The organism is Paenibacillus senegalimassiliensis, assembly GCF_001486585.1.
GTDB lineage: Bacteria > Bacillota > Bacilli > Paenibacillales > Paenibacillaceae > Fontibacillus > Fontibacillus senegalimassiliensis.
On the sequence record NZ_LN909046.1, the window covers coordinates 16,264 to 39,344 of the forward strand.

Genomic DNA, 23,081 nt, shown 5'->3' on the forward strand with positions numbered 1-23,081 from the left:
CTAATAGCGGGACGTAGCTCAGCTTGGTAGAGCACCTGGTTTGGGACCAGGGGGTCGCATGTTCAAATCGTGTCGTCCCGATTATAAGTTTCAGATGGAAAGAAGTTGATTGTATCTAAATCGACTTCTTTCTTTTTTATAGATATAAAGGCATAAAACAAGAGGATGTAATTATGGACAAACTTATCTTAAGAAGAGCTACCCCTGGCGATTTGGAGAATATTCACCAGCTACAACTGGACGTCTTCCATGGGGAACAAAGCATTCCTTCGACCATGATTCCGTTAACGGCTGATCAATCTCCTAAGTGGTGGTGTGCGCTGGTAGACTCAGCAATGGTTGGAGCCGTAGCAGCCTGGGAAGTAAACCATGAAATCCACTGGGGCAGATTTGCAACTCGGAAGGAATACCGGGGTATGCAGATTGGTACGAAATTAGCCCGCTTTTCGCTGGATGATTTATTTTCGCAGCAAGTGAAGGATATTTATATGGATGCAAGGGACGCCACGGTGAACATCATCTGCAAGATGGGCGGGGAAATCGTCGGGGAGCCTACGTCTTTTTATGAAGGTACAGTAACCCCCATGATTCTGAATGACCATGCGTATCTTATGTACAAGACAGTCGCCGATAACAAATCATAGACAGCATTATATTATGGTCGATTAAAGACAACCACGCTTGGCGAGGGTTGTTTTTTTGTTGCCGCAAGCAAGTATGGATTGAATAAACCCCCTGACTGTCGGTCACAATATAGAGTAAGAATAAAGAGTGATAGAAGGGGATCATGGTGAGCATCTTTCATATAAAAAAACATTTGAAGAAACGTTGGAAAAAGTGGAGACGTGCGATCTGGACGGCAGGAGCCTGTGCGATTGTTGCCTTGATGGCCTGGTTGGGGTTGCCCTTATCCGACCAGATGGAAGAACTGATGACAGGCGAGCCGCTGGCGATGGAGACGTTAAGCTTGTGGCAGGAGTCGGCTTCCGAGGTTACGCCGGAATGGCTGCTGGATCTGGAGAAAGACAACCGTACGCGCATCGTCCACTTTACGAAAATATATACTTGCGGGGAAGAGAGCAGTGTACTTGGAATTATGACGCCGCAGGAGATCACCACTTTGATCAAACAGCATCCATCCTGGGAGGGAAGACTTGGCGCCGGAGGCGATGTCTGGATTGACGAGAGAGTGACCGGATTATCTGATATATGTAAGGATAACGGATATATTGGTGTGGACAAGGATGGTAATTTAACCTTGTTTGAAGGACCACCGAAGAAGGAGAAAGTCATCCGTACCTTTTTTCAAATGGATGTGGAAATGATGGAGAGCGCGTTGCCGGCTGATGTCATCAAGCAATTGCAGCAGGGCATCCGCATTCAGGATGTTGAAGAGTACAATAGCGTACTCTCGACCTTTAGTGATTTTGCGATTGAACCCTCGGAGAGGGTTATGCAACAGGAGGACAGGCCGTAAATCCAGGCCAGCTTGGGAACCGAATAGCTTAACAGAGAAGAGACGTTACTCACGTAACGTCTTTTTTTGCGCGTACGCACGTCTGGTGGTGACAAATACAAACTTTTTCCTCAATTGCCGTGATCTTTTGCTATAATAAAGTGAATACATATGTTCGCTTTGAAGGGCCGGGCTCTGCACAGGAACATACGGGAGTTCAGCAACAATTAGGAGAGATGAGCCTTGCGTATACTCGGAATTGACCCCGGCATTGCCATTGTGGGGTTTGGATTCATTGATAAATTGGGGAGTAAGGTCGTGCCGGTGCAATATGGCTGCATTCAGACCGAAGCGCATACCCCGGAGGAAGAAAGACTGCTGCATGTCTATGAAGGAATCGTACAATTAATTGATAAATACAAGCCAGATGAAGTGGCGCTGGAGAAGCTCTTCTTCAACCGCAATGTCACTACGGCGATGTCTGTTAGCCAAGCGCGTGGGGTGATGGTGCTGGCGGCAGTGCAAAAGGGCTTGCCTGTATCGGAATACACACCAATGCAGGTGAAGCAGGCCGTTGTGGGTTATGGTAAGGCAGAGAAACGCCAGGTTCAGGAGATGACCCGGATGTTTCTAAAGTTGCAGGCCATCCCTAAGCCGGATGATGTAGCGGATGCTTTGTCTGTAGCGATATGCCACGCGCATTCATACACATTAAAATCTAAAATAAATGAGGTATTGCGTTCATGATCGATTTTTTGCGGGGCCAAGTAGCCCATATGGAACCGGAATATGTGGTGCTGGATGTACAAGGGGTAGGATACCGGGTGTTCTGTCCAAATCCGTATGCCTTTGCGGCCAAGGAAGCCGATGCCGTAACAATTTATATCCATTATCATGTGCGTGAAGATGCCACCTTGTTATTCGGCTTCTCTAGCAGAGAAGAGCAGAAGCTATTCCGCAAGCTGATTGATGTGACGGGAATTGGACCGCGTGTAGCGTTAGGTATCTTGAGCGGTGGAAGCCCCGAGCATGTCGTAGCGGCGATTCATCAGGAGAATATTGCGTTCCTGACCAAGCTGCCTGGGATTGGCAAGAAGACAGCGCAGCGCATGATTCTGGATCTGAAGGACAAGCTGGAGGGTCTGGGTGAGACCACCTTATTCAGTTCCCCGCAGCTTGGAGAGCAAGCGGCAGACGACTCGGCTATTCCTGGATGGCCCGAGGCGCGGGAAGGGCTTAAGGCGCTAGGTTATACCGACACAGAACTCGACCGGGTGTGGCAACGTTTGAAGGATGATATCGGGCCTGACGAAGCCGTTGACCTGGTCATGAAGAAGGCCTTGAAGCTACTGTATGCCGGGTTATGATTGAGGAATTAGGAAAGGAGGCGCGATAGCATCATGGATGACCGGATTATTTCCGCTAACCTGATGATGGACGACCAGGCTGTGGAGCTGAGTTTGCGGCCCCGGTACCTGGCGGAATACATCGGACAAAATCAGATCAAAGAAAATTTAAAAATATATATTGAAGCGGCAAAGATGCGTAATGAAGCACTGGACCATGTCCTGTTGTACGGGCCGCCAGGGCTTGGCAAGACCACACTCGCCAATATTATTGCCAACGAACTGGGGGTCAACTTGCGGACAACGTCGGGTCCGGCGATTGAACGACCAGGCGATTTGGCTGCGCTATTGACCAATCTGCAGGAAGGCGACGTTCTCTTTATCGATGAGATACATCGGCTTCACCGTTCGGTCGAAGAAGTGCTGTATCCGGCCATGGAGGATTTCGCGCTTGATATCATGATTGGCAAAGGACCAAGCGCACGCTCGGTGCGTTTGGATTTACCTCCATTTACTCTGATTGGAGCGACGACGCGGGCCGGACTGTTATCTGCGCCGCTGAGGGACCGCTTTGGCGTAGTTAGCCGTCTGGAATTTTATACGACCGATGAACTCAGCTTTATCGTATCGCGAGGAGCAGATATTTTCGGAATTGAGATGATTGGTGATGCGGCTGAAGAAATCGCGCTACGATCACGGGGAACCCCGCGTATTGCCAATCGTTTGCTGCGGCGTGTACGGGATTATGCCCAAGTTCGCGGTGATGGCATCATTACCATGGAAATAGCCAAGGAAGCGTTGCAAATGCTTCGGGTTGACCCGATGGGGCTAGATATGATCGACCATAAAATGCTGCATGCCATGATTACCAGTTTTCGCGGAGGACCGGTGGGCCTGGATACGATTGCGGCAACCATCGGTGAAGAGAGTCAGACGATTGAAGACGTGTATGAACCGTATTTGCTGCAAATTGGCTTCCTGCAACGGACGCCACGGGGGCGGATGGTTACAGCGGCTGCTTATCAGCATTTGGGATTGCCGTTGCCCGAATCTCCTTAAGTCTGGGCGAATGCGAAGAACTGTCAGGGAAGGACATATCTTGCCAGAAGGATAAGGGAGGAGAATCGGATTGAAGGAAAGACAACGCAGAGCAACATGGGCCAAATGGGGGAAGGGAATGCTGGCCGGGTTGATGCTGGCTGGAGCGCTACATCTTCCGGCGTCGGCAGATGGTTCGGATACAACGTTGGTGCGCGTAGCTATGTACCTGGATCTTGGCAACACCTATAAATCAACAGCGCCAGCGGTGACTTTGAAGACAGCGGCTATAGCGGAGGCGGGGTTCTCTGTGAATGCAGTCTGGGAGCCATGGGTTCGCTTCAGTGCAGGTGAAGCGGCGCGTTTTAGTGTTAGCGGTCTGAAGGTAAAGGCGCTGGAGAGTGCCGACTGGAAGACGGTCGCTGCTGCGATTAAGAAGCTGCAAGGCAGCGTGGACAAGCCGGTGGCCTATGCGGTAGAACAGGCTGGAGGAACGGTATACCGTGTATATACGGGCCCTTATGCCAATGAAGGGGAAGCGCAGACGGCGGTTGGCCGTGTAGGACAGACTTTGGCCGGCTCCCTTGGGGGCAGCACCCCAGAGGTACGCGGGGGATTATATGTCTCCGCAGGTTCCTTTGCTAGTCTTGGGGAGGCCGAGAGCTTAAGTCGGACTCTTAACGGTGGACAAGCGGAAGCTTATGCTGTGATGACCGGACCGCAGCAATATGCGGTATGGGTTGGTGGAGCGGTGACTCCTGCTGCTCAAGCTGCATTGCAAGCCAGCTTGGGCAGCCAGCATCCGGGAATTAGCTTCACTCCCGTCCAGTCTGTGGTGCCAGCCTTGATCGTGCATCGGGATGTAACTTTGAATTTGGATACTCCATATGCTGTCAATCATTATGAGCTTCATGGAGAAGGAGCCAAGCTTCTAGTTCGGGATGAGGGGAATGCCCCGCTTCAGCTTGTGGAACGCTCCGATCGCAAGTATCGTGGAGATTTCGAAATTAGCCAGGTAAATGGGCAACTGGCCTTGGTTAATGAAGTGCCGCTAGAGCAATATTTGTACTCGGTGGTGGCGGGAGAAGTTCCTTCCTCCTGGCCGCAGGAGGCGCTCAAGGCTCAGGCCGTTGCCGCTCGCAGCTATGCTCTGTATAATGCGGGGTTGAACAAATTCAAGGTGGCGGGACTGGTGGATACCACCTTAAGCCAGGTGTACTATGGTACAAATCAGGAAGCCGCTAGTATTACCCAGGCCGTTGATGGCACAGCGGGTGAAGTGCTGGTGGCAGGTGGCAATATTGTAGAAGGAATTTTCTCTTCGAACAGCGGTGGAGTGACCGCCGATGCTACCGAGGTATGGGGAAATGTGAATTCGGTCTATGCCAGCGTTGCCAGCACCGAAGACACGGCAGCTCAGGCATCGTTAAAATCCTGGTATCATGTATTGCTATCTGGCGGACTAACGGGATATGTACGAGAAGATAATGTCGCTATGAGCGCGACCAATTCGGCGGGACTAGCGCAGTTGACGGTAACGACCAGCAATGTGATGGTTCGCAAGCTGCCGTTGATTCAATCCGATGTAGAACCCATCGGGAAGTTGAATCCCGGTGATCAGGCAATTGTACTGGACAAAGTCCAGGAGTCCAGCAGCTATGCCTGGATCCGTGGCCCGTTCACTTCAGAGGAATTACTGAAAACACTGAAGGGCAAGACGGCAACCGAACCCCCTGCTACCATTTCCAATCTGGAGGTTACTGGGCGAGGCCCGTCAGGTAGGGTTACACAAATCAAGGCTAACGGCCAAGTGCTTGACGTGAGATATCCGGACGCTTTCCGTTCCGCATTAAATGGACTGCCCAGCACGCTATTTGATATTGTTCCGACCGGACGTTATACTGTACAAGGTGCCGGAGGAACGGCTACGACAGAGGCGGCTTCCGGGACAACGGTTCTGTCGGCTACGGGCAAGACAACTGCAGGCTCCGGTGGCATGGTGGTCATGGGAAGTGATCAACAGGCTCGTGTCGTAGAATCAGGCAATCGCTTCATGTTTGTAGGCCAGGGTAATGGTCATGGATTGGGACTCTCACAATGGGGTGCTAAGGGAATGGCCGATGCCGGGTATGATTATCAAGCGATTTTGCAACACTATTACCAAAATGTGACTATTGTTAAGGAATGAATAAATAAATGAATGTGGATTTATATGATTTTGAGCTTCCTGAGGAATTAATTGCCCAGACCCCTTTGCTTGATCGCACTGCCTCTCGTTTGTTGACTTTAAATAAGCAAGATGGGGAGATCTCGCATCATAAGTTTTCGGATATTTTGGATTGTTTACAGCCCGGCGATACGTTGGTATTGAACGATACGAGAGTCATTCCGGCGCGGTTGTTCGGTATTAAAGAGGATACCGGTGCCAAGGCGGAAGTGTTATTGCTCAGAAGCCTCGGCGAGGATCGTTGGGAGACGCTGGTCAAACCCGGGAAAAAGCTGAAGGCTGGAGCTGTTATCGTATTTGGTGAGGAATTACGGGCTACAGTGGAATCGGAAAGTGATATGGGGGGCCGGATTTTACGGTTCCATTACACCGGGATATTTAATGAAATTCTGGATCGCTTGGGGCAAATGCCACTTCCTCCTTATATTAAGGAGAAATTGGATGATCGCGAGCGATATCAGACGGTTTACTCCAAGCATGAAGGTTCGGCAGCGGCACCCACGGCAGGCTTGCATTTTACGGAAGATCTGCTGAACCGGGTCAAGGAGAAGGGGGTCACTGTGGCCTTCCTTACCTTGCATGTTGGTCTTGGAACCTTCCGTCCCATGTCGGTTGAACGTGTGGAAGATCACGTGATGCATGAAGAGTATTACGTGTTACCCCAGGAAACGGCTGAGGAACTCAATGCAACAAAGGCCAGGGGTGGCAGAGTTATTGCTGTCGGTACGACTTCGGCACGAACCCTGGAGACGGTGGCACAGAAATGCGGATCAGCACCGATTACAGCTAGCAGTGGCTGGACGGATATTTTTATCTACCCAGGGTATCAATTTGGCCTTGTAGATGCGATGCTTACCAATTTTCATCTACCCAAGTCCACCTTGGTCATGCTGGTGAGTGCCCTGTCAGGCCGGGAGTATATTATGAAGGCTTATCAGGAGGCAATTGAGCAGCAATACCGTTTCTTCAGCTTTGGAGATGCGATGTTTATTTATTAAGAGGTTGTTGAACTCGGACTTAAAGAAGAGGACGGTTGATCAGATTGGCACCAGCAATTACTTATGAACATATCAAGACATGTAAGCAATCAGGAGCCCGGCTAGGGCGGGTGCATACACCGCATGGCTCCTTTGACACACCGACCTTTATGCCGGTCGGAACACAGGCCACGGTAAAAACCATGAGTCCTGAGGAATTGAAGGAGATGGAAGCTCGAATTATTTTGAGCAATACGTACCATCTATTCCTCCGTCCAGGGCATGAGATTATTCGTGAAGCTGGTGGATTGCACAAATTCATGAACTGGGATCGGGCGATTCTTACAGACAGCGGCGGTTTTCAAGTGTTCTCGCTTAGCGAGATGCGGAAAATTACGGAAGAGGGCGTTCATTTCCGTTCCCATCTGAATGGAGACAAGCTGTTTTTGTCTCCCGAGGTTGCAATGGAGATTCAGAATGCGCTAGGCTCCGACATCATGATGGCCTTTGACGAGTGCCCACCTTATCCGGCGGAGTATGAATATGTGAAAAATTCGTTAGAACGGACGACTCGCTGGGCAGAGAGATGCTTGCAGAGTCATGCTCGTCCCCATGACCAAGGGCTCTTTGCCATCGTTCAGGGGGGCATGCATGAGGATTTGCGTAAGCAAAGCGCCAGAGATTTGACTTCCCTGGATTTTCCGGGGTATGCTATTGGTGGACTGAGTGTAGGTGAGCCCAAACCGTTGATGTATGAGGTGTTGGAATATACCGTTCCATTGTTGCCGACGGACAAACCACGTTATCTGATGGGCGTTGGCTCTCCGGATGCGTTGATTGAAGGATCGATTCGCGGTATTGATATGTTTGACTGCGTGTTGCCGACCCGAATTGCGCGTAATGGCACGACGATGACCAGCCAAGGACGGCTAGTGGTGAGGAATGCTCAGTATGCCAATGACTTTGGACCGCTTGACCCGGAATGCGACTGCTATACATGTCGGAATTATTCGAGAGCTTATTTGCGACATCTGATTAAAGCTGATGAAACATTTGGGCTACGGTTGACTACATACCATAATCTGCATTTCTTGATCAAGTTGATGGAGAAGGTGCGTCAGGCGATTATGGAAGATCGGCTATTGAGTTTCCGGGATGAGTTCTTTGAGCAGTACGGTCTGTTTGGCAATGACAAAGGATTCTAAGCAAGATGATAGGTAAATAGTGAAAGGGGGAAATTCAATGTTTTATGCAGCAGCAGGTGGAGCTGGGGCTGGGGGAACTGGCCAACTGATTCAAATGATTATTCCGTTCGTTATCATGATTGCCGTATTTTACTTCTTGCTGATTCGTCCGCAGAAGAAGAAGCAAAATCAACGGACAGCCATGCTTAATTCGCTGAACAAGGGCGATAAAATCGTCACCATTGGTGGATTGCACGGTACGATTATGGAAATGACGGCGGATACGGTGGTTATTCGTGTGAACGATGTGACCAAGCTAACCTTTGATCGTAGCGCAATCAGCCATAGTGTAAAAGATCCGTCCTAAGCGACGGCATCAAAGCAAAAAGAGCCTGATCTCAGGCTCTTTTTTTGTACTCTTTTGCTTATTTACGACTCAAATTGACACCCAGAATGCCTCCGGCTGCCCCGATGATCATTCCCGGTATCATTAACAACCAATCTTGAAAGCCAAGCGAATGATCCAAGGCGAGAAAGCTAATGATAAGCAGTAACAGCACATAGAGGAAGCCAGTCAAGGTTCCTTGATACCATCCTTTTTGCTGGGCGCGCTTCCCCGATACCATCCCTCCGAAGAATACGGCTATCCCGTGCACAATATAGGCAAATAAACCTAATTTCAGCTCCTCTACAAGCTCGCCTTGCAGCAGTAATGATAAAATGAGTGCCCCGATCATCATCCACAAAAATCCGTACCACAGTCCCGCTACCGTAGGTTGAGTCAGACGGAATCCGAAGAAACGGCGAAGCAATTGCATGGCTATCGTCCTCCTTGTCTTTAAAACTTGCTAACTGGCGTTATATCCCATTTTATGGTCAAGCTTGTTTCATTAGTACAAGAGGTGGACAATTATTTTTAGGGAAAAAAGGGTAGTTGTCCCGCATTTTGAGCAACCTTAGCTCGCATGGAACCAAGATTATGGAGCCAAAATACGAATACTGCCGTTTAAGGCGACCGCTGACTAGCCAAGGAGGGATTTTCCGTGGAGCATGCCTTTGAGCATATCTTTCGTACCGTACTGATGTATTTCCTTGTGTTTGGCGTGATGCGCATTATGGGCAAGAGAGAAATCGGGGAACTCTCGATTTTTGACTTTGTCATCTCCATTATGATTGCGGAAATTGCGGTCCTTGCGCTGGAAGATATGAACCGTCCGTTGTCGGACGGAATCATTCCCATGCTGACGTTGATGTTGATACAACTTGTCATCTCCCTGCTTTCCTTAAGATACCGCAAGGTACGTTTGTGGTTTGATGGAAAGCCTAGCGTTATTATACAGAATGGGCAAATCAATCAAGATGTGATGAAGAAACAACGTTATAATCTGGACGATCTGCTGATGCAGCTCCGCTCCGAGAAGATTGACAATATTGCAGATGTCGAATTTGCGGTGTTGGAAACGAGTGGACAGCTTAGCGTAATTCCCAAGAATAACGATAACAACCAATCTGGCCAAGGGGCCAACAGCAAAGGCAAGGGTGTCTCACGTTCCGCCCTTCAGAAGGTGCAATTTGAGGCATTGCCGTTACCCCTTATTATGGATGGCAAGGTCAATGACGATAATTTGAGACAAATCGGGAAGACGCGTTTTTGGCTGAAGCAGCAAATTCAAGCCAAAGGCCTCGCTGATTTCAAACAAGTATTCTTTTGCAGTATTGATCATACGGGCAAACTATATGTCAACGCACTGGACGAGTACCGTTAAGTCTGGGCTTTATCGGCGGAACCATTTCCCCAGAATGGGCAATCTTCTTAGATCATGAAGATCGAACAAGCCCATGATGGCGGCAAGGATAATGTACAATAAGCCAGAGAGCAGGGCAGACAGCATAAATTGAATGGCGGAATGCGAGCTTATGACCAGTTTTTTGTAAGTATAATCGGCTGCTGCAGCCATGATGAACATAGCAGCAACCACCTTGGTTATATCAAGGTAAGGCAGGCGATAGCGCAATGAGCGGGACACACTATAACCATGCAAGACGGTAACCAGAGCAAAATTAACAATGATGGCGATAATTGCCCCATAAATGCCCAAAGCCGGATTGGATGCCAAGTAGAAAATAAGTCCGATTTTGATAATCGCCCCGATAAGCGTATTGATTAATGCCCGGCCAGGTTTGTCCAAGGCCTGCAAAGTAGCTTGCAATGGTGCCTGGGCGTACAGGAATAAGGCGAACGGAGCCATAATCTTGAGCATGCCCGAAATTTCGGTGTTGCTGTACACAATTTGGCAGATGGGCTCTGCCAGTACATACATGATGGCTGCAAACGGAGCACCGGTTACCAGCGCTAATCGAATGGACTGGTGAAGGCGAAGATGAATGGTTCGTGTATCTCCTCGTGCCTGAGCTTCAGCCAATGAAGGAACGAGTGAAACGGCCAGTGAAGAGGTGAGCGCACCTGGCAGCAGCAGCAGAGGAATAATCATGCCTTGGAGAGCACCGTACTGGGAAGTAGCCGCAGCCACAGTAATGCCGGCAAGGGCCAGGCTTCGGGCGGTCGAAATAGACTCCAGCAAGTAGGACAAGGAGCCAACGAGACGGCTTCCTGTCACTGGAATGGCGATCCTCAAAATTTTCCGCAGTGTTCTTCCTGGGGACATTTCTACTTCGCTATGAGGTGAGGACTCAGACTTATCCCCATTGGCAGTCTCCCCGGTGAAAGGTTTGCGTTCTCGATGCTGTAATCTTCGGTATTGCCATAGCAAGACGGCCATCCCCACGATTTCCCCGGCGACAACGCCAAGCATGGCGCCGGCTGCTCCGTAGGCAACCCCATAAGGAAGTAGCAGATAGGAGAACCAGAGAACACCAATGATACGGGCTAGAGTCTCTAGGATCGAAGATAACGCCGAAGGAATCATATCTTGCTTCCCTTGGAAATAGCCGCGATATACGGAAGATATAGATACAATAATGATCATGGGGCTCATGGCAATAAAAGTCTGGTATACACGGGGATCGGTCAAAACATAACGAGTGACCCATGGCGCACCAAACAGGCAGAGAAAGGTAAACAGGAACCCGGCAGCCGTGGTGAATACCAGGCTTGTCCGTAATACAGATGTGGCCCGTTCAGGTTTGCCCGAGGACTCTGCTTCGGCAACCAACTTGGCGACAGCAAGCGGAATTCCCCCGGTGATAATCGTGACAAGGACAAGAAAAAACGGATAGCCCAGTTGGTATAGACCCACGCCTTCGGCCCCGATAATTCGAGGTAACATAATCCGCGGTATAAATCCCAGAATGCGGTTGATGATTCCAGCCGCCAGTAATATCATTGTCCCCTGGATAAAGGTTTGCTTATTCAAGGTAACTCCCTCTTCCCCCGTCAGCTTTTGAACTTTCCCTGGAGGCGGCAAAGCCTCTCTTCTATGAATATGTTGGACCTGTCCCCATTCATGACTTGTTCGTTCAACTTCATTCCGGGAAGACGACTTTTTGAACAACTTCATAATAATGCGAGATCAAAAAGTCGAATTTTCAGGACCGAGAAGGTTGGATGAAGCCAGGGACTGAGTAGCGGAGCTACACGTTTTCGGAGAAAACGACTTCGGAAGCATATGGGTACGTGAGCAACTGAAATGTTTCTGCAAGGAACATACTACGGAAGCCTATGCTTGGCCCGGTTGAATTCAAGATTCGATGTCGAACTCACTTCTCGAATCAACTCCGTCCTGGGAAGACGACTTTTTGAACAACCTCTTATAGGCAGGAGATGGAGAATTAGAGTAGAATATAGGATAAGACAGGTTGGAAGGAGGCTGGATCGTGACTGAAGAGGAAATGACGGAACAACAATTGAACGAGGCGATCGAAAGCCTATGTCGCAGTAAAGCCGAAGAATTCCGGCTCATCGGGTACGAGCATGTTACCGGGGCGGACATCTGGGAGTGCGTTAGCCATAAATATGAGAAGAACGGCCCCCCTCCGTTACATCAACTGGTCAATGATATTCTCTCGCTGAAAGCGAATCAGTTTATGAACTATATGACGATCTCCGCTTATCGTGGATCCCGCTTTGAGTAAATGGGGTCCTTTTTGTTGCGGTGACGCCATTTATGAATTTTTTGGACAGGGGGCCAGAAAATAACTAACATGAAGAGAGGTTTTTCATATAAATTGACTGGCTAATATGGCATAGCTATAATAGGAATATTGAGAATTTGAAAGGGGAACGAAGTACGGGATGAAAAGAATTATCGCATTCATAACCGTCGTGGTTGTATCCTTTGGTATTATGGGATGGACAACCCCCGGCCTGCTGAAAGACGTGCGTCTTGGCCTTGACCTCAAGGGTGGCTTCGAGATTTTGTATGAAGCCAGTCCGCTTGAAGGCGGCACTCAGGTCACGAGAGAATCATTGATTCAAACGGCTAAAAGCTTGGAGGAGCGGGCTAACAAGCTCGGTACAAGCGAGCCGGAAGTGACGACAGAGGGGACGAACCGCATCCGCTTGAAATTAGCCGGTGTGACGGATGAGAAGACGGTCCGCGAAACGATGCAGGAGCCTGCATCGCTGACCTTCCGGAGTAAGGACGGTACAGAAACCGATCCTAATCAGTACAACAAAATTGAGATGATTGGTACGGATTTTGCTGCCAATGGGGCTAAGCTAGAGTTCGGACAAATGAACGAGCCGCTAGTTAGCATCAGTGTAACCAGCAAGGACAAATTCGCCGAAGTAACCAAGCGCTTGCTCGGTCAACCGCTTGCCATCTTCATGAATGAGGAGCTTATCTCCGACCCAGTAGTCCAAGCGGTTCTGACAGATGGATCCGCTCAGATTAGTGTAGGTGGAGACCTTGATAAAGCGAAGCAATTGCGCGATACCATCAACTTGGGTGCATTGCCGCTGAACCTCACCGAGAAATATTCACAAAGTATCGGTGCTACGCTCGGTAAGCAATCGTTGGATGAGACGATCGAAGCTGGCTTGATTGCCTCGCTATTTATTCTCGTCTTCATGATCGGAATGTACCGGGTGCCTGGTTTAATCGCAGCCTTTACGCTGATTGTGCATACATGGCTGCTTATTCTCGTCTTCGTCTGGGCTGACTTTACCCTGACCTTGCCGGGGATTGCGGCGTTTATACTTGGTGTAGGTATGGCCGTCGATGCCAATATTATTACTAATGAACGGATTCATGAGGAAATACGAGCGGGTCGAAGCATTATGTCGGCTGTTAAAGTTGGCGACCAACACTCTCTGCGCACAGTGCTTGACTCACAGATTACAACGATTATCGTTGCAGCCGTAATGTACGCTTATGGTACTGGGGCTGTCAAAGGGTTTGCCTTGGTGCTCATCGTAGAGATCGTACTGAGTATTGCCACGAACGTATATCTCTCCCGTTTCCTGCTGAACCTGCTGCTTAAGGCTGGAAAGCTGTTGAAACCGAAATATTTCGGTGTGAAGGAGCGTGATATTCGTGAGCTTTAAAAAATTGGATTATGTGCATCTTAGCAGATACTTCTACACAATATCTATTATCATGACCGTTGTTGGCATCATTTGCCTTTCTGTCTTTGGTCTGAACTATAGCGTTGACTTCAGAGCTGGCTCCAATGTGGATATTTCATTGTCCAAGCCAATTACATCAGAGCAAGTTGAACCTATTCTAGAGAAGCTGAACATTCGTGAAGGTACGTCAATTAGTGCCGGGGAAGAACGGATGAACATCCGATTTGATACGGTACTTAGCGAAAATAATGACGTTGAGCTGAAGAATGAAATTTTGAAGCTGGACGAAGGGGCTTCCTTCGAAGTGAACACGGTAGACCCTGAGATGGCTAAGGAATTAGCGCGCAATGCAATCTATGCTGTACTGATTTCTTGCCTGGGTATCATTATCTATGTCAGCATTCGTTTTGAATGGCGTTTTGCCTTAGCTGCCATAGTAGCCTTGCTGCATGATGCCTTTATGGTGGTTACCTTATTCTCGATCTTCCGGCTTGAAGTGGACTCTACCTTTATCATCGCGGTACTCACGATTATTGGTTATTCCATCAATGATACCATCGTTATCTTTGACCGGATTCGGGAGAACTTGCGTTTTGCCAAGACGAGAACGCGTGAGGATTTGATCCATCTGGTCAATCAAAGTGTATCGCAAACCATTATGCGCTCCTTGTATACGGCTCTGACTGTATTTGTAGCGGCATTCTTCCTGTTCCTGTTAGGCGGGGAATCCATTCGCATGTTCTCGCTGGCTATGGTTATCGGTTTGCTATTCGGGGCCTACTCCACCATCTTCGTGGCAAGCCCGCTCTGGTTCCTGTTGAAGAGCAAACAAAAGAACACGGCCAAAGCGTCTTAAATAAGTTTTGCTGTGTTGCTATGTAACTTATTTGTTAGTTAGGGATGGAGCCGCGTCGATCTAGACGCGGCTTTCCCGCTCTTTTCAGTCTTACGTGCTTCAGGAGGTTGACTATGACACGAGAACAAGACATGTTGCTGCGCTCAACGACTTGGCTTGGCATCGTCAGCGATGTCGGTCTCGCCATATTCAAAGGGATTATAGGTTGGATGTTCGGCAGCCAAGCACTAATGGCGGGAGCCTTGTACTCCACCCATGATGCGGCCGTAAGCGCCGCAATCAAGCTGCGCTTCCCAGAGTTAAGTGGCCGGAACAGACAGAAAGGATCACTGCCCGGCAAGGAGACGGTGAAGCCATTGCCTGCCATTTTTCTTTCTATATTTCTAATGATGGGCGCATTGCAACTTCTGATTGCTGGAATTACTGCTATTGTAACAGCCGATATTACCCCTCCCGAGACTCTACCGTTAATAGCTATATTGCTGTCTATGGCGCTGAAAGAATTGGTATTCCAGCTTCAAGTACGGCAAGTAGGAAGAGATGCGGTGGAAGGACGTCGGCTTGTGGATCACCATCGGCAATCGTTATTTTCTTCTGTTACTATATTGGTCGGAGTAGCTGCGGCTATGGGAGGCCATGTGTGGGATATCCCTGCACTGCTTTACCTTGAACCGATTGCTGCTATTATTGTAGCCTGTCATATTTTGCTGCGTTCCTATCATTTGGTGAAGACATCGCTTTATGATATGCCGGTATTCCGAATGCAGGAAGAGGACGCGGCCTCGTTCATTGAGACGGTTCAAAGAGTACATGGTGTGATTGCGGTCGAAGAACTGCGAGCACTGGAGAACGGTCATTACGTTACGATTAGTGCAAAGATTAGCGTTAATCCTAAAATCACGGTTCTAGAGGCCAATGATATTGCCAATCGGGCAAGATTACTGTTGCTTAATCGTTTCTCTCATGTCATTGATGTTCGAATTCAAGTGAAGCCTTATGATGCAGGTTACCCTTACAAAAGTAACACCGAGGAATCCGACAACGATCTGCCAAGTCTGCTGCAATAAGCAGAGGCAGTCTGAGAAATGACAGGAAGGGAGGTACCGATTTTGCTTCATGCCAAATCACGCTGGGATGTATTGCCTGTCGACGCAAATCGTTCGCGGGAGCTTGCTGATCAGTTGGGTATTTCGCCACTGCTGGCCTCTTTGCTCGTTACAAGGGGGATGGGAGATGCTCGGCAGGCCGAGTTGTTCTTGAGTGGTGACCTAGCGGAGCAGCATGATCCTCTGCTGCTTAGCGGGATGGAGGACGCAGTCTCGCGTATTCGCCGCGCTGTAGCCGAAGGAGAACGCATATTGATTTATGGCGATTACGACGCGGATGGTGTATCTTCTACAACACTGATGATTTGCTTGATGCGGCATATGGGTGCTACATATGATTACTATATTCCCCACCGTACCAAGGAAGGCTATGGCTTGCATATCCCTGTGCTGGAGCACTTTCACAAGAAGGGATTCAGTCTGATCATTACGGTGGATACGGGAATTAGTGCTGTGGAACAAATAGCGTACGCCAACTCTGTAGGAATGGACGTTGTTGTCACGGATCACCATGAGCCCCCGGCGATTCTACCGGAGGCCTATACGCTGGTGAATCCCAAACTCCCCGTTTGTACTTATCCCTTTAAAGGACTGGCTGGGGTTGGGGTGGCGTACAAGCTGTCACAGGCCTTATTGGGAGAAGAAACTCCGGAAGCTTGGACAGAGTTGGTTGCTCTTGGAACCATCGCTGATTTGATGCCCTTGACGGGTGAGAATCGGATGCTGGTCAAGGCGGGGCTTGCGTCGATGGCAAAGTCGTCTTTTTCTGGCATTACAGCCTTGCTGGGGACGGCGGGATGGTCTAGCGGTGATGTCACTTCAACGACCGTGGCTTTCGGTTTGGCACCGCGTATTAATGCCAGCGGACGTATGAGCCATGCCAATCGGGCGGTGTCGTTACTGACAGCGGACAGTCTGGAAGAAGCGGAGGACACCGCCGAGGAACTGGATGTGCTTAATAAAGAGCGGCAGATGCTGGTGGATGAAATGACCCAAGAAGCTTTGGCGCAATTGGAGGAGCAGACGAAGGACCGTGCCATGCCGGATGTCATCGTGGTAGCTGGTTTAGGCTGGAATGCCGGTGTGGTGGGCATCGTTGCCTCCAAGCTGCTCGAAAGGTACTATCGGCCAACCATTGTATTGGGAATTAACCCCGAGACCGGAGAATGTAAAGGCTCTGCACGGTCCATTCCCGGATTCAATATGTATGAGGCGTTAACCGATTGCGCGGATTTGCTTGATCATTATGGAGGTCACCCTTCAGCAGCGGGTATGTCGCTGCATCAAAGCCGAATTGAAGCGTTTAAAGAACGGCTGCAAGGCTTTGCGGCCTCCCGGCTGGGGCCAGAGCATTTCGTACCTGTTACGCAAATTGATTTGAGTTGTTCGCTACAGGAAATTACCCTGCAAGCGATTGAGCAATTGGAAGGATTGGCTCCCTTTGGGATGGCCAATGCTTGTCCCAAGCTCCTGCTGAGAGGGCTCAAGTTGCTGGAGTGCCGGCAGATGGGCAAAGACGGGAAGCATTTGAAGTTGATTGTGGCTCAGAACGGGAAGACTGTTGAGGCCGTTGCTTTTGGCAAGGGAGCGCTGGCTACGGTACTGACGGAGGAAGCTGAGCTGGATGTAGTGGCGGAAGCCAGCATTAATGAGTGGAATGGCTCACGGAAGCCCCAGCTTATGATTCAGGATTTGGCGGTTGGTCATATTCAAGTCTTTGATTATCGAGATTCTCGCCGACCTCTACAGCAGTTGGATGAAATTTATCACAAGCTGATAAATTTGCCCGTTTGCGGCTCTGGACTCCCGGCAGTAGTGGTCAATCCAGGGACAGATGTATCTGCGATTGGCCAATTGAACGACATACAGGTTTGGGTATATGATAAGAAGGATGGTGCCCGTCCTGCCAATGGTCTGGCACAAGCATCTGGCAGTCAGCAGGTGGGAACGTTGTTCGTTCTTGAATTGCCGGGCACACAGCAAAGCTGGCAAGGCATGTTATCTGCATTTGCCGGGCTGGAGCGGTTATACTTACTACATCCACGGCGTTCTGCACAAGAGAAGATTGAGCGCCCATCCCGTGATCATTTCAAGCAAGTGTACGGGCTGATTCATCGGCAAGCTGCTCAAGGATTTCGTGAAGATGACTTGATTGCCGCCCTGGCAAAACGGACTGGCTGGTCCAGGCGTATGCTGCTGATGACGTTAGGTGTGTTCGAAGAACTGGGATTTCTGGAGCGGAGATCTGGTATGGTCAAGCTGAATCCTTCTCCGGCCAAGCAGCCGCTTGAGACTTCGAGCCGTTATCGGGAACTTGAGCTGCTGGCGGATATGGAACAGTTGCTGGAGCATGGTCGCGTCCCGGAAATTACGGAATGGATGCTTGCCCAAAACCAAGGGGCTTCATAAAATAGGAGGAGATTTTTGTGGATTTTAAAGAACATATCAGGGTCATTCCTGATTTTCCCCAGCCTGGGATCAGTTTTAAGGATATTACAACATTACTGAACGACGGTGATGCATACCGTAAGTCTATCGACGAGTTGAAGCAACTTGTGAGCGACTTGAAGATTGATCTGATTGCCGGCCCTGAGGCTCGCGGGTTTGTAGTAGGTGCTCCCCTGGCTTATGCTCTTGGCGTAGGGTTCGTTCCGATTCGTAAAAGCGGGAAGCTGCCTTACAAGACCATTGAGGTGGAATATGATCTGGAGTATGGTAAGGACCGTCTGGCTATGCATAGTGATGCAGTTAAGCCGGGGCAAAATGTGCTGATTGCCGATGACTTGCTGGCAACGGGCGGAACAATTTCTACCTCTGTGAACTTGGTTCGCCAATTAGGCGGCAACGTGGTGGGTACTGCTTTTCTGATCGAGTTAAGCGAGTTGAACGGTCGCGAGAAGCTGCAAGGTATTGATGTATTCTCGCTGCTGACTTATTAAGCTGAAGAGTAGAGTTTGAGTGTAAAGGGAAAAGGGTGCTGTCTCAAAGCCAACAGGCTTGGGACAGCACCCTTTTATTACTTTAACCAGAAGTTTAGTGAGCTGCTTCATCCTTGTCATTGCTGAGTCCAAGCACCTGAATCAGCTTGAACAGCAGGCTCATCACAATGCCCACGATGGTCGCCAGCGCCATACCCTTGAGTTCAACATCGCCCATAGTCAGCTTTGTCCCACTCAAACCAATGACCAGAACGATGGTGGCCAGCAGCATGTTGGTGGGCTTGGAGAAGTCAACCTTCTGCTCCACGAAGATACGCAAGCCGGATGCAGCGATAACGCCGAAGAGCAAGAGCGATACACCGCCCATGACGGGAGGCGGAATTACAGCGATGATGGCTGAGAACTTGCCTGAGAAGGAGAGCAGAATAGCGAATACTGCAGCTCCACCGATGACGAAGATTGAGTATACACGGGTCAATGCCATTACGCCGATATTTTCCCCGTAGGTGGTATTAGGGGTGGAGCCAACAAAGCCGGACAAAATGGTAGAAATCCCGTTCCCCATCAGCGAGCGGTGCAAGCCGGGATCTTTGGACAAATCTTTGCCAACGATGTTGCTGGTCACCAGGAGATGGCCGATATGCTCAACGATAACGACCAGCGCCACAGGGATAATTGTAATGATCGCGGACAGACTCCATTGCGGGGTTGTGACCGTAGGCAGTGTAAACCACTTGGCAGCCGCGATGGCACCCGTATCAACTTCTTTCATAAAATAAGCTAACACATAACCGACCACGATCCCGATCAGGATATGAATAATCTTGGGAAATCCGCGGAACAGAACGGCGCCGAACATGGTAACCCCAAGCGTCACGAGCGAAAGTGTAATATGCTTGGGATCCGGAGACCAGGCTTCACCGGGATTACTGCTAATCCATCCCGCCATGCCAGCGGCGACGGGGATAAGCTCCAGCCCGATCAGAGCAACGATAGCCCCCATGGCTGCCGGAGGGAAGACTACATCAATCCAGCTTGTACCGGCATATTTGATAAACAAAGCAACCAGCAGGAAGATGAGACCCGTAATGATGAAGGCACCTAGCGCCATCGCATATCCGCCATCCGGATTGTTTGCGATCACCATGCTTACAGGTGAGATGAAGGCAAAGCTGGAGCCGAGGTAGGCCGGAATTTTCCCCTTACAGATTAAGATGTAAAGCAGGGTACCAATCCCGTTCATCAGCAAAATCATGCCGGGATCGACGCCGAAAATATTTGGAACCAGCACGGTACTGCCGAACATGGCAAATAGATGCTGCAGGCTTAAGAGCGCGCCCGGCCCGACGGGGACCTTTTCATTAACTTGAATTTCACGTTGCAACACGTTCACTCCTCTGAATATAACGATCAAGATAACTATCCTTACTAGATTAATGACATTGTCGCCATTTTTCAACAGAAAATTCATGAACAATGATGTAAAGCTTCCATTCGGAGGGGATGTCCGCACCGAAGAGGCAACCCAAGAGTTGACGGGAGAAGGTGCAAGAGTCATAATTATAGAAAATCAAAATAAGGCGATTTATGCTCTTCTGTGCGTTTTTTTAGAATATTTTCATATAGAAAGGAATCAACAGGATCACCATGGGCATTGAGCAATTACTCGAAAAGGCATCTGCCTATATAAAGGAACCGGACCTGGAGCGCATTCGGGAAGCGTACGAGTTTGCGGATCAAGCCCATCACGGACAACTCCGCAAATCCGGAGAACCTTATATTCTTCATCCCCTGGCCGTAGCAGACATTGTAGTGGGCATGCAGATGGATGTGCTGTCGGTCATTGCAGCTTTGCTTCATGACGTGGTCGAAGACACTACGGTGTCCTTGAAGGAGATACAGGAGCGATTCGGTGGCGATTGTGCTTTGCTGGTAGATGGGCTGACCAAGCTGGAACGGATTAAATTCCGGTCCAAGGAGGAGCAGCAGAACGAGAACTACCGCAAAATGTTCATTGCCATGGCTCAGGACATTCGCGTCATCGTCATCAAGTTGGCGGACCGCTTGCACAATATGCGGACGCTCAAATATCAATCGGAAGAAAGCCAGCGTCGGATTGCTTACGAAACGCTGGAGATTTTCTGTCCGATCGCCAATCGGCTCGGGATTTCTGCGATTCGGTGGGAGATGGAAGATATCGCCCTTAGATATTTGAACCCACAGCAGTATTACCGGATTGCCAACCTGATGCGCAAGAAGCGTGCAGAGCGTGAAGAATACATCAAGAATGTGATTGACCGGATTGCGGAAAAGCTTGATGAAATGGGAGTTCAAGCTGATTTATCCGGCCGTCCGAAGCATATTTACAGCGTTTACCGGAAAATGACGATGAAGAACAAGCAGTTTAATGAGATTTATGATCTGCTGGCCATTCGCATTATCGTCGATAATATCAAGGATTGTTATGCGACCCTGGGAATCATCCATACCCTATGGAAACCGATGCCAGGGCGTTTCAAGGATTATATCGCGATGCCTAAGGCGAATATGTACCAATCACTTCATACGACGGTGGTCGGCCCGAATGGAGAACCGACAGAAGTACAGATTCGTACCTGGGAGATGCACCGTACAGCCGAATACGGGATTGCGGCGCACTGGGCCTACAAGGAAGGCACCGATACCGGGGGGCTGGAGAATAAAATTACGTTCTTCAGCGAGATTTTGGAGCTGCAGCATGAGGCGAAGGATGCCTCGGAGTTTGTGGAATCACTCAAAATGGATTTCTTCTCCGATCTCGTGTTTGTATTTACCCCTTCAGGTGAAGTTATTGAGTTGCCCGCTGGCTCTGTACCGCTGGACTTTGCATATCGCATCCATACCGAGGTGGGGAATCGTACCATCGGGGCCAAGGTCAACGGCCGAATTGTGCCGCTGGATCATCGGCTGAAGACTGGGGATATCGTGGAGATTCTGACTTCCAAGCATTCTTACGGACCGAGTCAAGACTGGCTGAAGATAGCCCAGTCGTCTCATGCTCGCAGCAAAATCAAGCAATGGTTCAAGAAAGAGAAGCGCGAGGAGAATGTAGAGAAGGGTCGCGAAGCGATCGAGCGGGAATTGAAGCGTGCCGGGATCGAGCCTTCGCAATGGATGTCAGAGGATAAGCTGCTGGATGCGGCCAAGAAGTTCACCTTTAATGATGTAGATGATATGTTGTCCGCAATAGGCTTCGGTGGAATTACGGCTGCTCAGATCGTCACGAAGTTGACGGAGAAGCTGCGTAAGGAGCAGGAGGAAGCGGCAGGGCATATCGAGCTTACTTCAGAGGTGAAGGAGGTCAAGAGCCAACAGGAGGAACGACGCCGTCCAACCAACGGAGTAGTGGTGAAGGGCATCGATAATCTTCTTGTGCGTTTTGCCAGATGCTGCAATCCGGTACCAGGAGATGAAATCGTAGGCTACATTACTCGTGGCCGCGGGGTATCGGTCCATCGCAGTGACTGTACGAACATTCCGGGAATCCATGATGGAGAGGAAGCGGCACGGATTATTGATGTGGAATGGGAAACCGCGATTGAAGCGAACTACAGTGTAGATATCGAGATTACAGGTCATGAACGCCGCAACTTCCTGAACGAGGTGCTGCAAGCGGTGGCGGAGAGCAAGACGAATATTTCAGCGGTATCCGGCCGCTTGGACAAAAATAAAATGGCTTTGGTGCATATGACGATCCTGATTCGCAATACAGATCATCTGCAATCCGTTGTGGAGAAGATCAAGCGGGTGAAGGACGTTTATACGGTGCACCGGATTATGCAATAAGGTACGCGGAAAGGATTCAGGAACGATGAGAGTAGTTGTGCAACGCTGCCGGGAGGCCCAGGTGAACGTGGGGGGACAAACGGTGGGCTCAATCGGCAAGGGGCTGATGCTGCTAGTTGGCATTACTCATGAGGATACGGAGAAGGATGCTGCTTATTTGGCTGATAAGGTTGCCAGCTTACGGATATTTGAGGATGAAGATGGCAAGCTTAATCTGGGCGTAAGTGAGATTGGTGGAGCTATTCTTTCGGTGTCGCAATTTACTTTGTACGCTGATAGCCGTAAGGGAAGAAGACCCAACTTCATGGCTGCTGCCCGCCCGGAAGTCGCCGAGCCGTTGTACGAACGGTTTAACGAACTGCTTCGAGATAAGGGCTTAGTTGTAGAGACGGGGGTATTTGGTGCTGAAATGGACGTAGCGCTGACGAACTGGGGACCGGTGACCCTGATCATAGACAGTCCTCCATCAACTTTGTTGGTGTGAGCATATAAGCAAGGATAGAAGAGAGCATGTTGCATCATGATGGTGCAGCATGCTTTTTGTTATTAGGGGAAGGGGAAGCTATCTCAAAGAATAACGAGACTGCTTTGGGGCAAGCT

At 49.6% G+C, this 23,081-nt stretch carries 22 protein-coding genes and 1 tRNA gene; 20 read left to right on the forward strand and 3 right to left on the reverse strand.

The annotated features are described in order from the left end of the window. Positions 1-7 precede the first annotated feature (7 nt). The 10 genes from BN3279_RS14200 to yajC all read left to right on the forward strand — a co-directional run bounded on the left by BN3279_RS14200 (position 8) and on the right by yajC (position 8,595). Positions 8-81 (forward strand) — tRNA-Pro (locus BN3279_RS14200). Between the two features lie 92 nt (positions 82-173). Beyond that, positions 174-644: a GNAT family N-acetyltransferase gene (locus BN3279_RS14205; protein ID WP_059051857.1), complete on the forward strand. Its 471-nt coding sequence runs from the start codon at positions 174-176 to the stop codon at positions 642-644. 173 nt (positions 645-817) lie between these two features. Next, complete coding sequence (locus BN3279_RS14210) at positions 818-1,477, forward strand: BofC C-terminal domain-containing protein (RefSeq protein ID WP_232436859.1); 660 nt, start codon at positions 818-820, stop codon at positions 1,475-1,477. A gap of 222 nt (positions 1,478-1,699) precedes the next feature. Further along, positions 1,700-2,203 carry a crossover junction endodeoxyribonuclease RuvC gene (ruvC, locus tag BN3279_RS14215; protein WP_059051859.1) on the forward strand — a complete coding sequence of 168 codons (504 nt, stop codon included), beginning with the start codon at positions 1,700-1,702 and terminating at the stop codon, positions 2,201-2,203. Continuing rightward, positions 2,200-2,823, forward strand: coding sequence for a Holliday junction branch migration protein RuvA (gene ruvA / locus BN3279_RS14220; RefSeq protein WP_059051860.1), 624 nt, complete (start codon positions 2,200-2,202; stop codon positions 2,821-2,823). The genes ruvC and ruvA overlap by 4 nt, the downstream gene beginning before the upstream one ends. A gap of 33 nt (positions 2,824-2,856) precedes the next feature. Next, positions 2,857-3,861 (forward strand): Holliday junction branch migration DNA helicase RuvB, encoded by a 1,005-nt coding sequence (gene ruvB / locus BN3279_RS14225; RefSeq protein ID WP_059051861.1) that lies wholly within the window; start codon positions 2,857-2,859, stop codon positions 3,859-3,861. Positions 3,862-3,979: 118 nt separating this feature from the next. Beyond that, positions 3,980-6,028 carry a SpoIID/LytB domain-containing protein gene (locus tag BN3279_RS14230; protein WP_059054407.1) on the forward strand — a complete coding sequence of 683 codons (2,049 nt, stop codon included), beginning with the start codon at positions 3,980-3,982 and terminating at the stop codon, positions 6,026-6,028. 8 nt (positions 6,029-6,036) lie between these two features. Continuing rightward, positions 6,037-7,065 carry a tRNA preQ1(34) S-adenosylmethionine ribosyltransferase-isomerase QueA gene (gene queA, locus BN3279_RS14235; RefSeq protein ID WP_059051862.1) on the forward strand — a complete coding sequence of 343 codons (1,029 nt, stop codon included), beginning with the start codon at positions 6,037-6,039 and terminating at the stop codon, positions 7,063-7,065. Positions 7,066-7,109: 44 nt separating this feature from the next. Next, complete coding sequence (gene tgt / locus BN3279_RS14240) at positions 7,110-8,249, forward strand: tRNA guanosine(34) transglycosylase Tgt (RefSeq protein WP_059051863.1); 1,140 nt, start codon at positions 7,110-7,112, stop codon at positions 8,247-8,249. A 37-nt stretch (positions 8,250-8,286) separates the two neighbouring features. Beyond that, positions 8,287-8,595 carry a preprotein translocase subunit YajC gene (gene yajC, locus BN3279_RS14245; protein WP_059051864.1) on the forward strand — a complete coding sequence of 103 codons (309 nt, stop codon included), beginning with the start codon at positions 8,287-8,289 and terminating at the stop codon, positions 8,593-8,595. A 58-nt stretch (positions 8,596-8,653) separates the two neighbouring features. On the opposite strand, the gene BN3279_RS14250 is transcribed toward yajC, so the two are convergent. Then, on the reverse strand, positions 8,654-9,046 hold the full coding sequence (locus tag BN3279_RS14250; protein ID WP_059051865.1) for a TIGR04086 family membrane protein: 393 nt from the start codon (positions 9,044-9,046) through the stop codon (positions 8,654-8,656). Positions 9,047-9,310: 264 nt separating this feature from the next. Between BN3279_RS14250 and BN3279_RS14255 the strand changes: the two genes are divergently transcribed. Continuing rightward, a complete protein-coding gene (locus BN3279_RS14255; RefSeq protein WP_059054409.1) occupies positions 9,311-9,994 on the forward strand; it encodes a DUF421 domain-containing protein in 684 nt (227 codons plus the stop codon). 9 nt (positions 9,995-10,003) lie between these two features. On the opposite strand, the gene spoVB is transcribed toward BN3279_RS14255, so the two are convergent. After that, the gene (spoVB, locus tag BN3279_RS14260; RefSeq protein WP_059054411.1) at positions 10,004-11,602 is read right to left on the reverse strand and encodes a stage V sporulation protein B; all 1,599 of its coding nucleotides are present in this window, start codon (positions 11,600-11,602) and stop codon (positions 10,004-10,006) included. Positions 11,603-12,077: 475 nt separating this feature from the next. Between spoVB and BN3279_RS14265 the strand changes: the two genes are divergently transcribed. The 6 genes from BN3279_RS14265 to BN3279_RS14290 all read left to right on the forward strand — a co-directional run bounded on the left by BN3279_RS14265 (position 12,078) and on the right by BN3279_RS14290 (position 18,656). Further along, positions 12,078-12,320: a post-transcriptional regulator gene (locus BN3279_RS14265; RefSeq protein ID WP_059054413.1), complete on the forward strand. Its 243-nt coding sequence runs from the start codon at positions 12,078-12,080 to the stop codon at positions 12,318-12,320. Between the two features lie 160 nt (positions 12,321-12,480). Next, a complete protein-coding gene (gene secD / locus BN3279_RS14270) occupies positions 12,481-13,734 on the forward strand; it encodes a protein translocase subunit SecD (protein ID WP_059051866.1) in 1,254 nt (417 codons plus the stop codon). Further along, complete coding sequence (gene secF / locus BN3279_RS14275; RefSeq protein ID WP_059051867.1) at positions 13,724-14,611, forward strand: protein translocase subunit SecF; 888 nt, start codon at positions 13,724-13,726, stop codon at positions 14,609-14,611. The genes secD and secF overlap by 11 nt, the downstream gene beginning before the upstream one ends. A gap of 113 nt (positions 14,612-14,724) precedes the next feature. Continuing rightward, positions 14,725-15,678, forward strand: a complete 954-nt coding sequence (locus BN3279_RS14280) for a cation diffusion facilitator family transporter (protein ID WP_059051868.1) — start codon at positions 14,725-14,727, stop codon at positions 15,676-15,678. 42 nt (positions 15,679-15,720) lie between these two features. Continuing rightward, positions 15,721-18,126 carry a single-stranded-DNA-specific exonuclease RecJ gene (gene recJ / locus BN3279_RS14285; RefSeq protein ID WP_059051869.1) on the forward strand — a complete coding sequence of 802 codons (2,406 nt, stop codon included), beginning with the start codon at positions 15,721-15,723 and terminating at the stop codon, positions 18,124-18,126. 17 nt (positions 18,127-18,143) lie between these two features. Then, on the forward strand, positions 18,144-18,656 hold the full coding sequence (locus tag BN3279_RS14290) for an adenine phosphoribosyltransferase (RefSeq protein WP_059051870.1): 513 nt from the start codon (positions 18,144-18,146) through the stop codon (positions 18,654-18,656). Between the two features lie 94 nt (positions 18,657-18,750). Here BN3279_RS14290 and uraA read toward each other — a convergent pair whose 3' ends face one another. After that, positions 18,751-20,040, reverse strand: coding sequence for a uracil permease (uraA, locus tag BN3279_RS14295; protein WP_059054415.1), 1,290 nt, complete (start codon positions 20,038-20,040; stop codon positions 18,751-18,753). 85 nt (positions 20,041-20,125) lie between these two features. On the opposite strand from uraA, the gene BN3279_RS14300 reads away from it, so the two are divergent. The 3 genes from BN3279_RS14300 to dtd are packed head-to-tail and all read left to right on the forward strand — an operon-like array spanning position 20,126 to position 22,965. Continuing rightward, positions 20,126-20,314, forward strand: coding sequence for a hypothetical protein (locus tag BN3279_RS14300; RefSeq protein ID WP_059051871.1), 189 nt, complete (start codon positions 20,126-20,128; stop codon positions 20,312-20,314). Continuing rightward, positions 20,304-22,481 (forward strand): RelA/SpoT family protein, encoded by a 2,178-nt coding sequence (locus BN3279_RS14305; protein WP_059051872.1) that lies wholly within the window; start codon positions 20,304-20,306, stop codon positions 22,479-22,481. Before BN3279_RS14300 ends, BN3279_RS14305 begins: the two co-directional genes overlap by 11 nt. Before the next feature lie 25 nt (positions 22,482-22,506). Next, positions 22,507-22,965: a D-aminoacyl-tRNA deacylase gene (gene dtd, locus BN3279_RS14310; protein WP_059051873.1), complete on the forward strand. Its 459-nt coding sequence runs from the start codon at positions 22,507-22,509 to the stop codon at positions 22,963-22,965. Positions 22,966-23,081: the final 116 nt, after the last annotated feature.

Excerpts from the sequence above, each read along its gene's own strand:
- BN3279_RS14205 (WP_059051857.1), top strand. The coding sequence starts at position 174 with ATGGACAAACTTATCTTAAGAAGAGCTACCCCTGGCGATTTGGAGAAT.
- ruvA (WP_059051860.1), top strand. The coding sequence starts at position 2,200 with ATGATCGATTTTTTGCGGGGCCAAGTAGCCCATATGGAACCGGAATAT.
- ruvB (WP_059051861.1), top strand. The coding sequence starts at position 2,857 with ATGGATGACCGGATTATTTCCGCTAACCTGATGATGGACGACCAGGCT.
- BN3279_RS14230 (WP_059054407.1), top strand. The coding sequence starts at position 3,980 with ATGCTGGCCGGGTTGATGCTGGCTGGAGCGCTACATCTTCCGGCGTCG.
- queA (WP_059051862.1), top strand. The coding sequence starts at position 6,037 with ATGAATGTGGATTTATATGATTTTGAGCTTCCTGAGGAATTAATTGCC.
- yajC (WP_059051864.1), top strand. The coding sequence starts at position 8,287 with ATGTTTTATGCAGCAGCAGGTGGAGCTGGGGCTGGGGGAACTGGCCAA.
- BN3279_RS14250 (WP_059051865.1), bottom strand. The coding sequence starts at position 9,046 with ATGCAATTGCTTCGCCGTTTCTTCGGATTCCGTCTGACTCAACCTACG.
- BN3279_RS14255 (WP_059054409.1), top strand. The coding sequence starts at position 9,311 with ATGTATTTCCTTGTGTTTGGCGTGATGCGCATTATGGGCAAGAGAGAA.
- BN3279_RS14265 (WP_059054413.1), top strand. The coding sequence starts at position 12,078 with ATGACGGAACAACAATTGAACGAGGCGATCGAAAGCCTATGTCGCAGT.
- secD (WP_059051866.1), top strand. The coding sequence starts at position 12,481 with ATGAAAAGAATTATCGCATTCATAACCGTCGTGGTTGTATCCTTTGGT.
- BN3279_RS14280 (WP_059051868.1), top strand. The coding sequence starts at position 14,725 with ATGACACGAGAACAAGACATGTTGCTGCGCTCAACGACTTGGCTTGGC.
- BN3279_RS14300 (WP_059051871.1), top strand. The coding sequence starts at position 20,126 with ATGAACAATGATGTAAAGCTTCCATTCGGAGGGGATGTCCGCACCGAA.
- BN3279_RS14305 (WP_059051872.1), top strand. The coding sequence starts at position 20,304 with ATGGGCATTGAGCAATTACTCGAAAAGGCATCTGCCTATATAAAGGAA.
- dtd (WP_059051873.1), top strand. The coding sequence starts at position 22,507 with ATGAGAGTAGTTGTGCAACGCTGCCGGGAGGCCCAGGTGAACGTGGGG.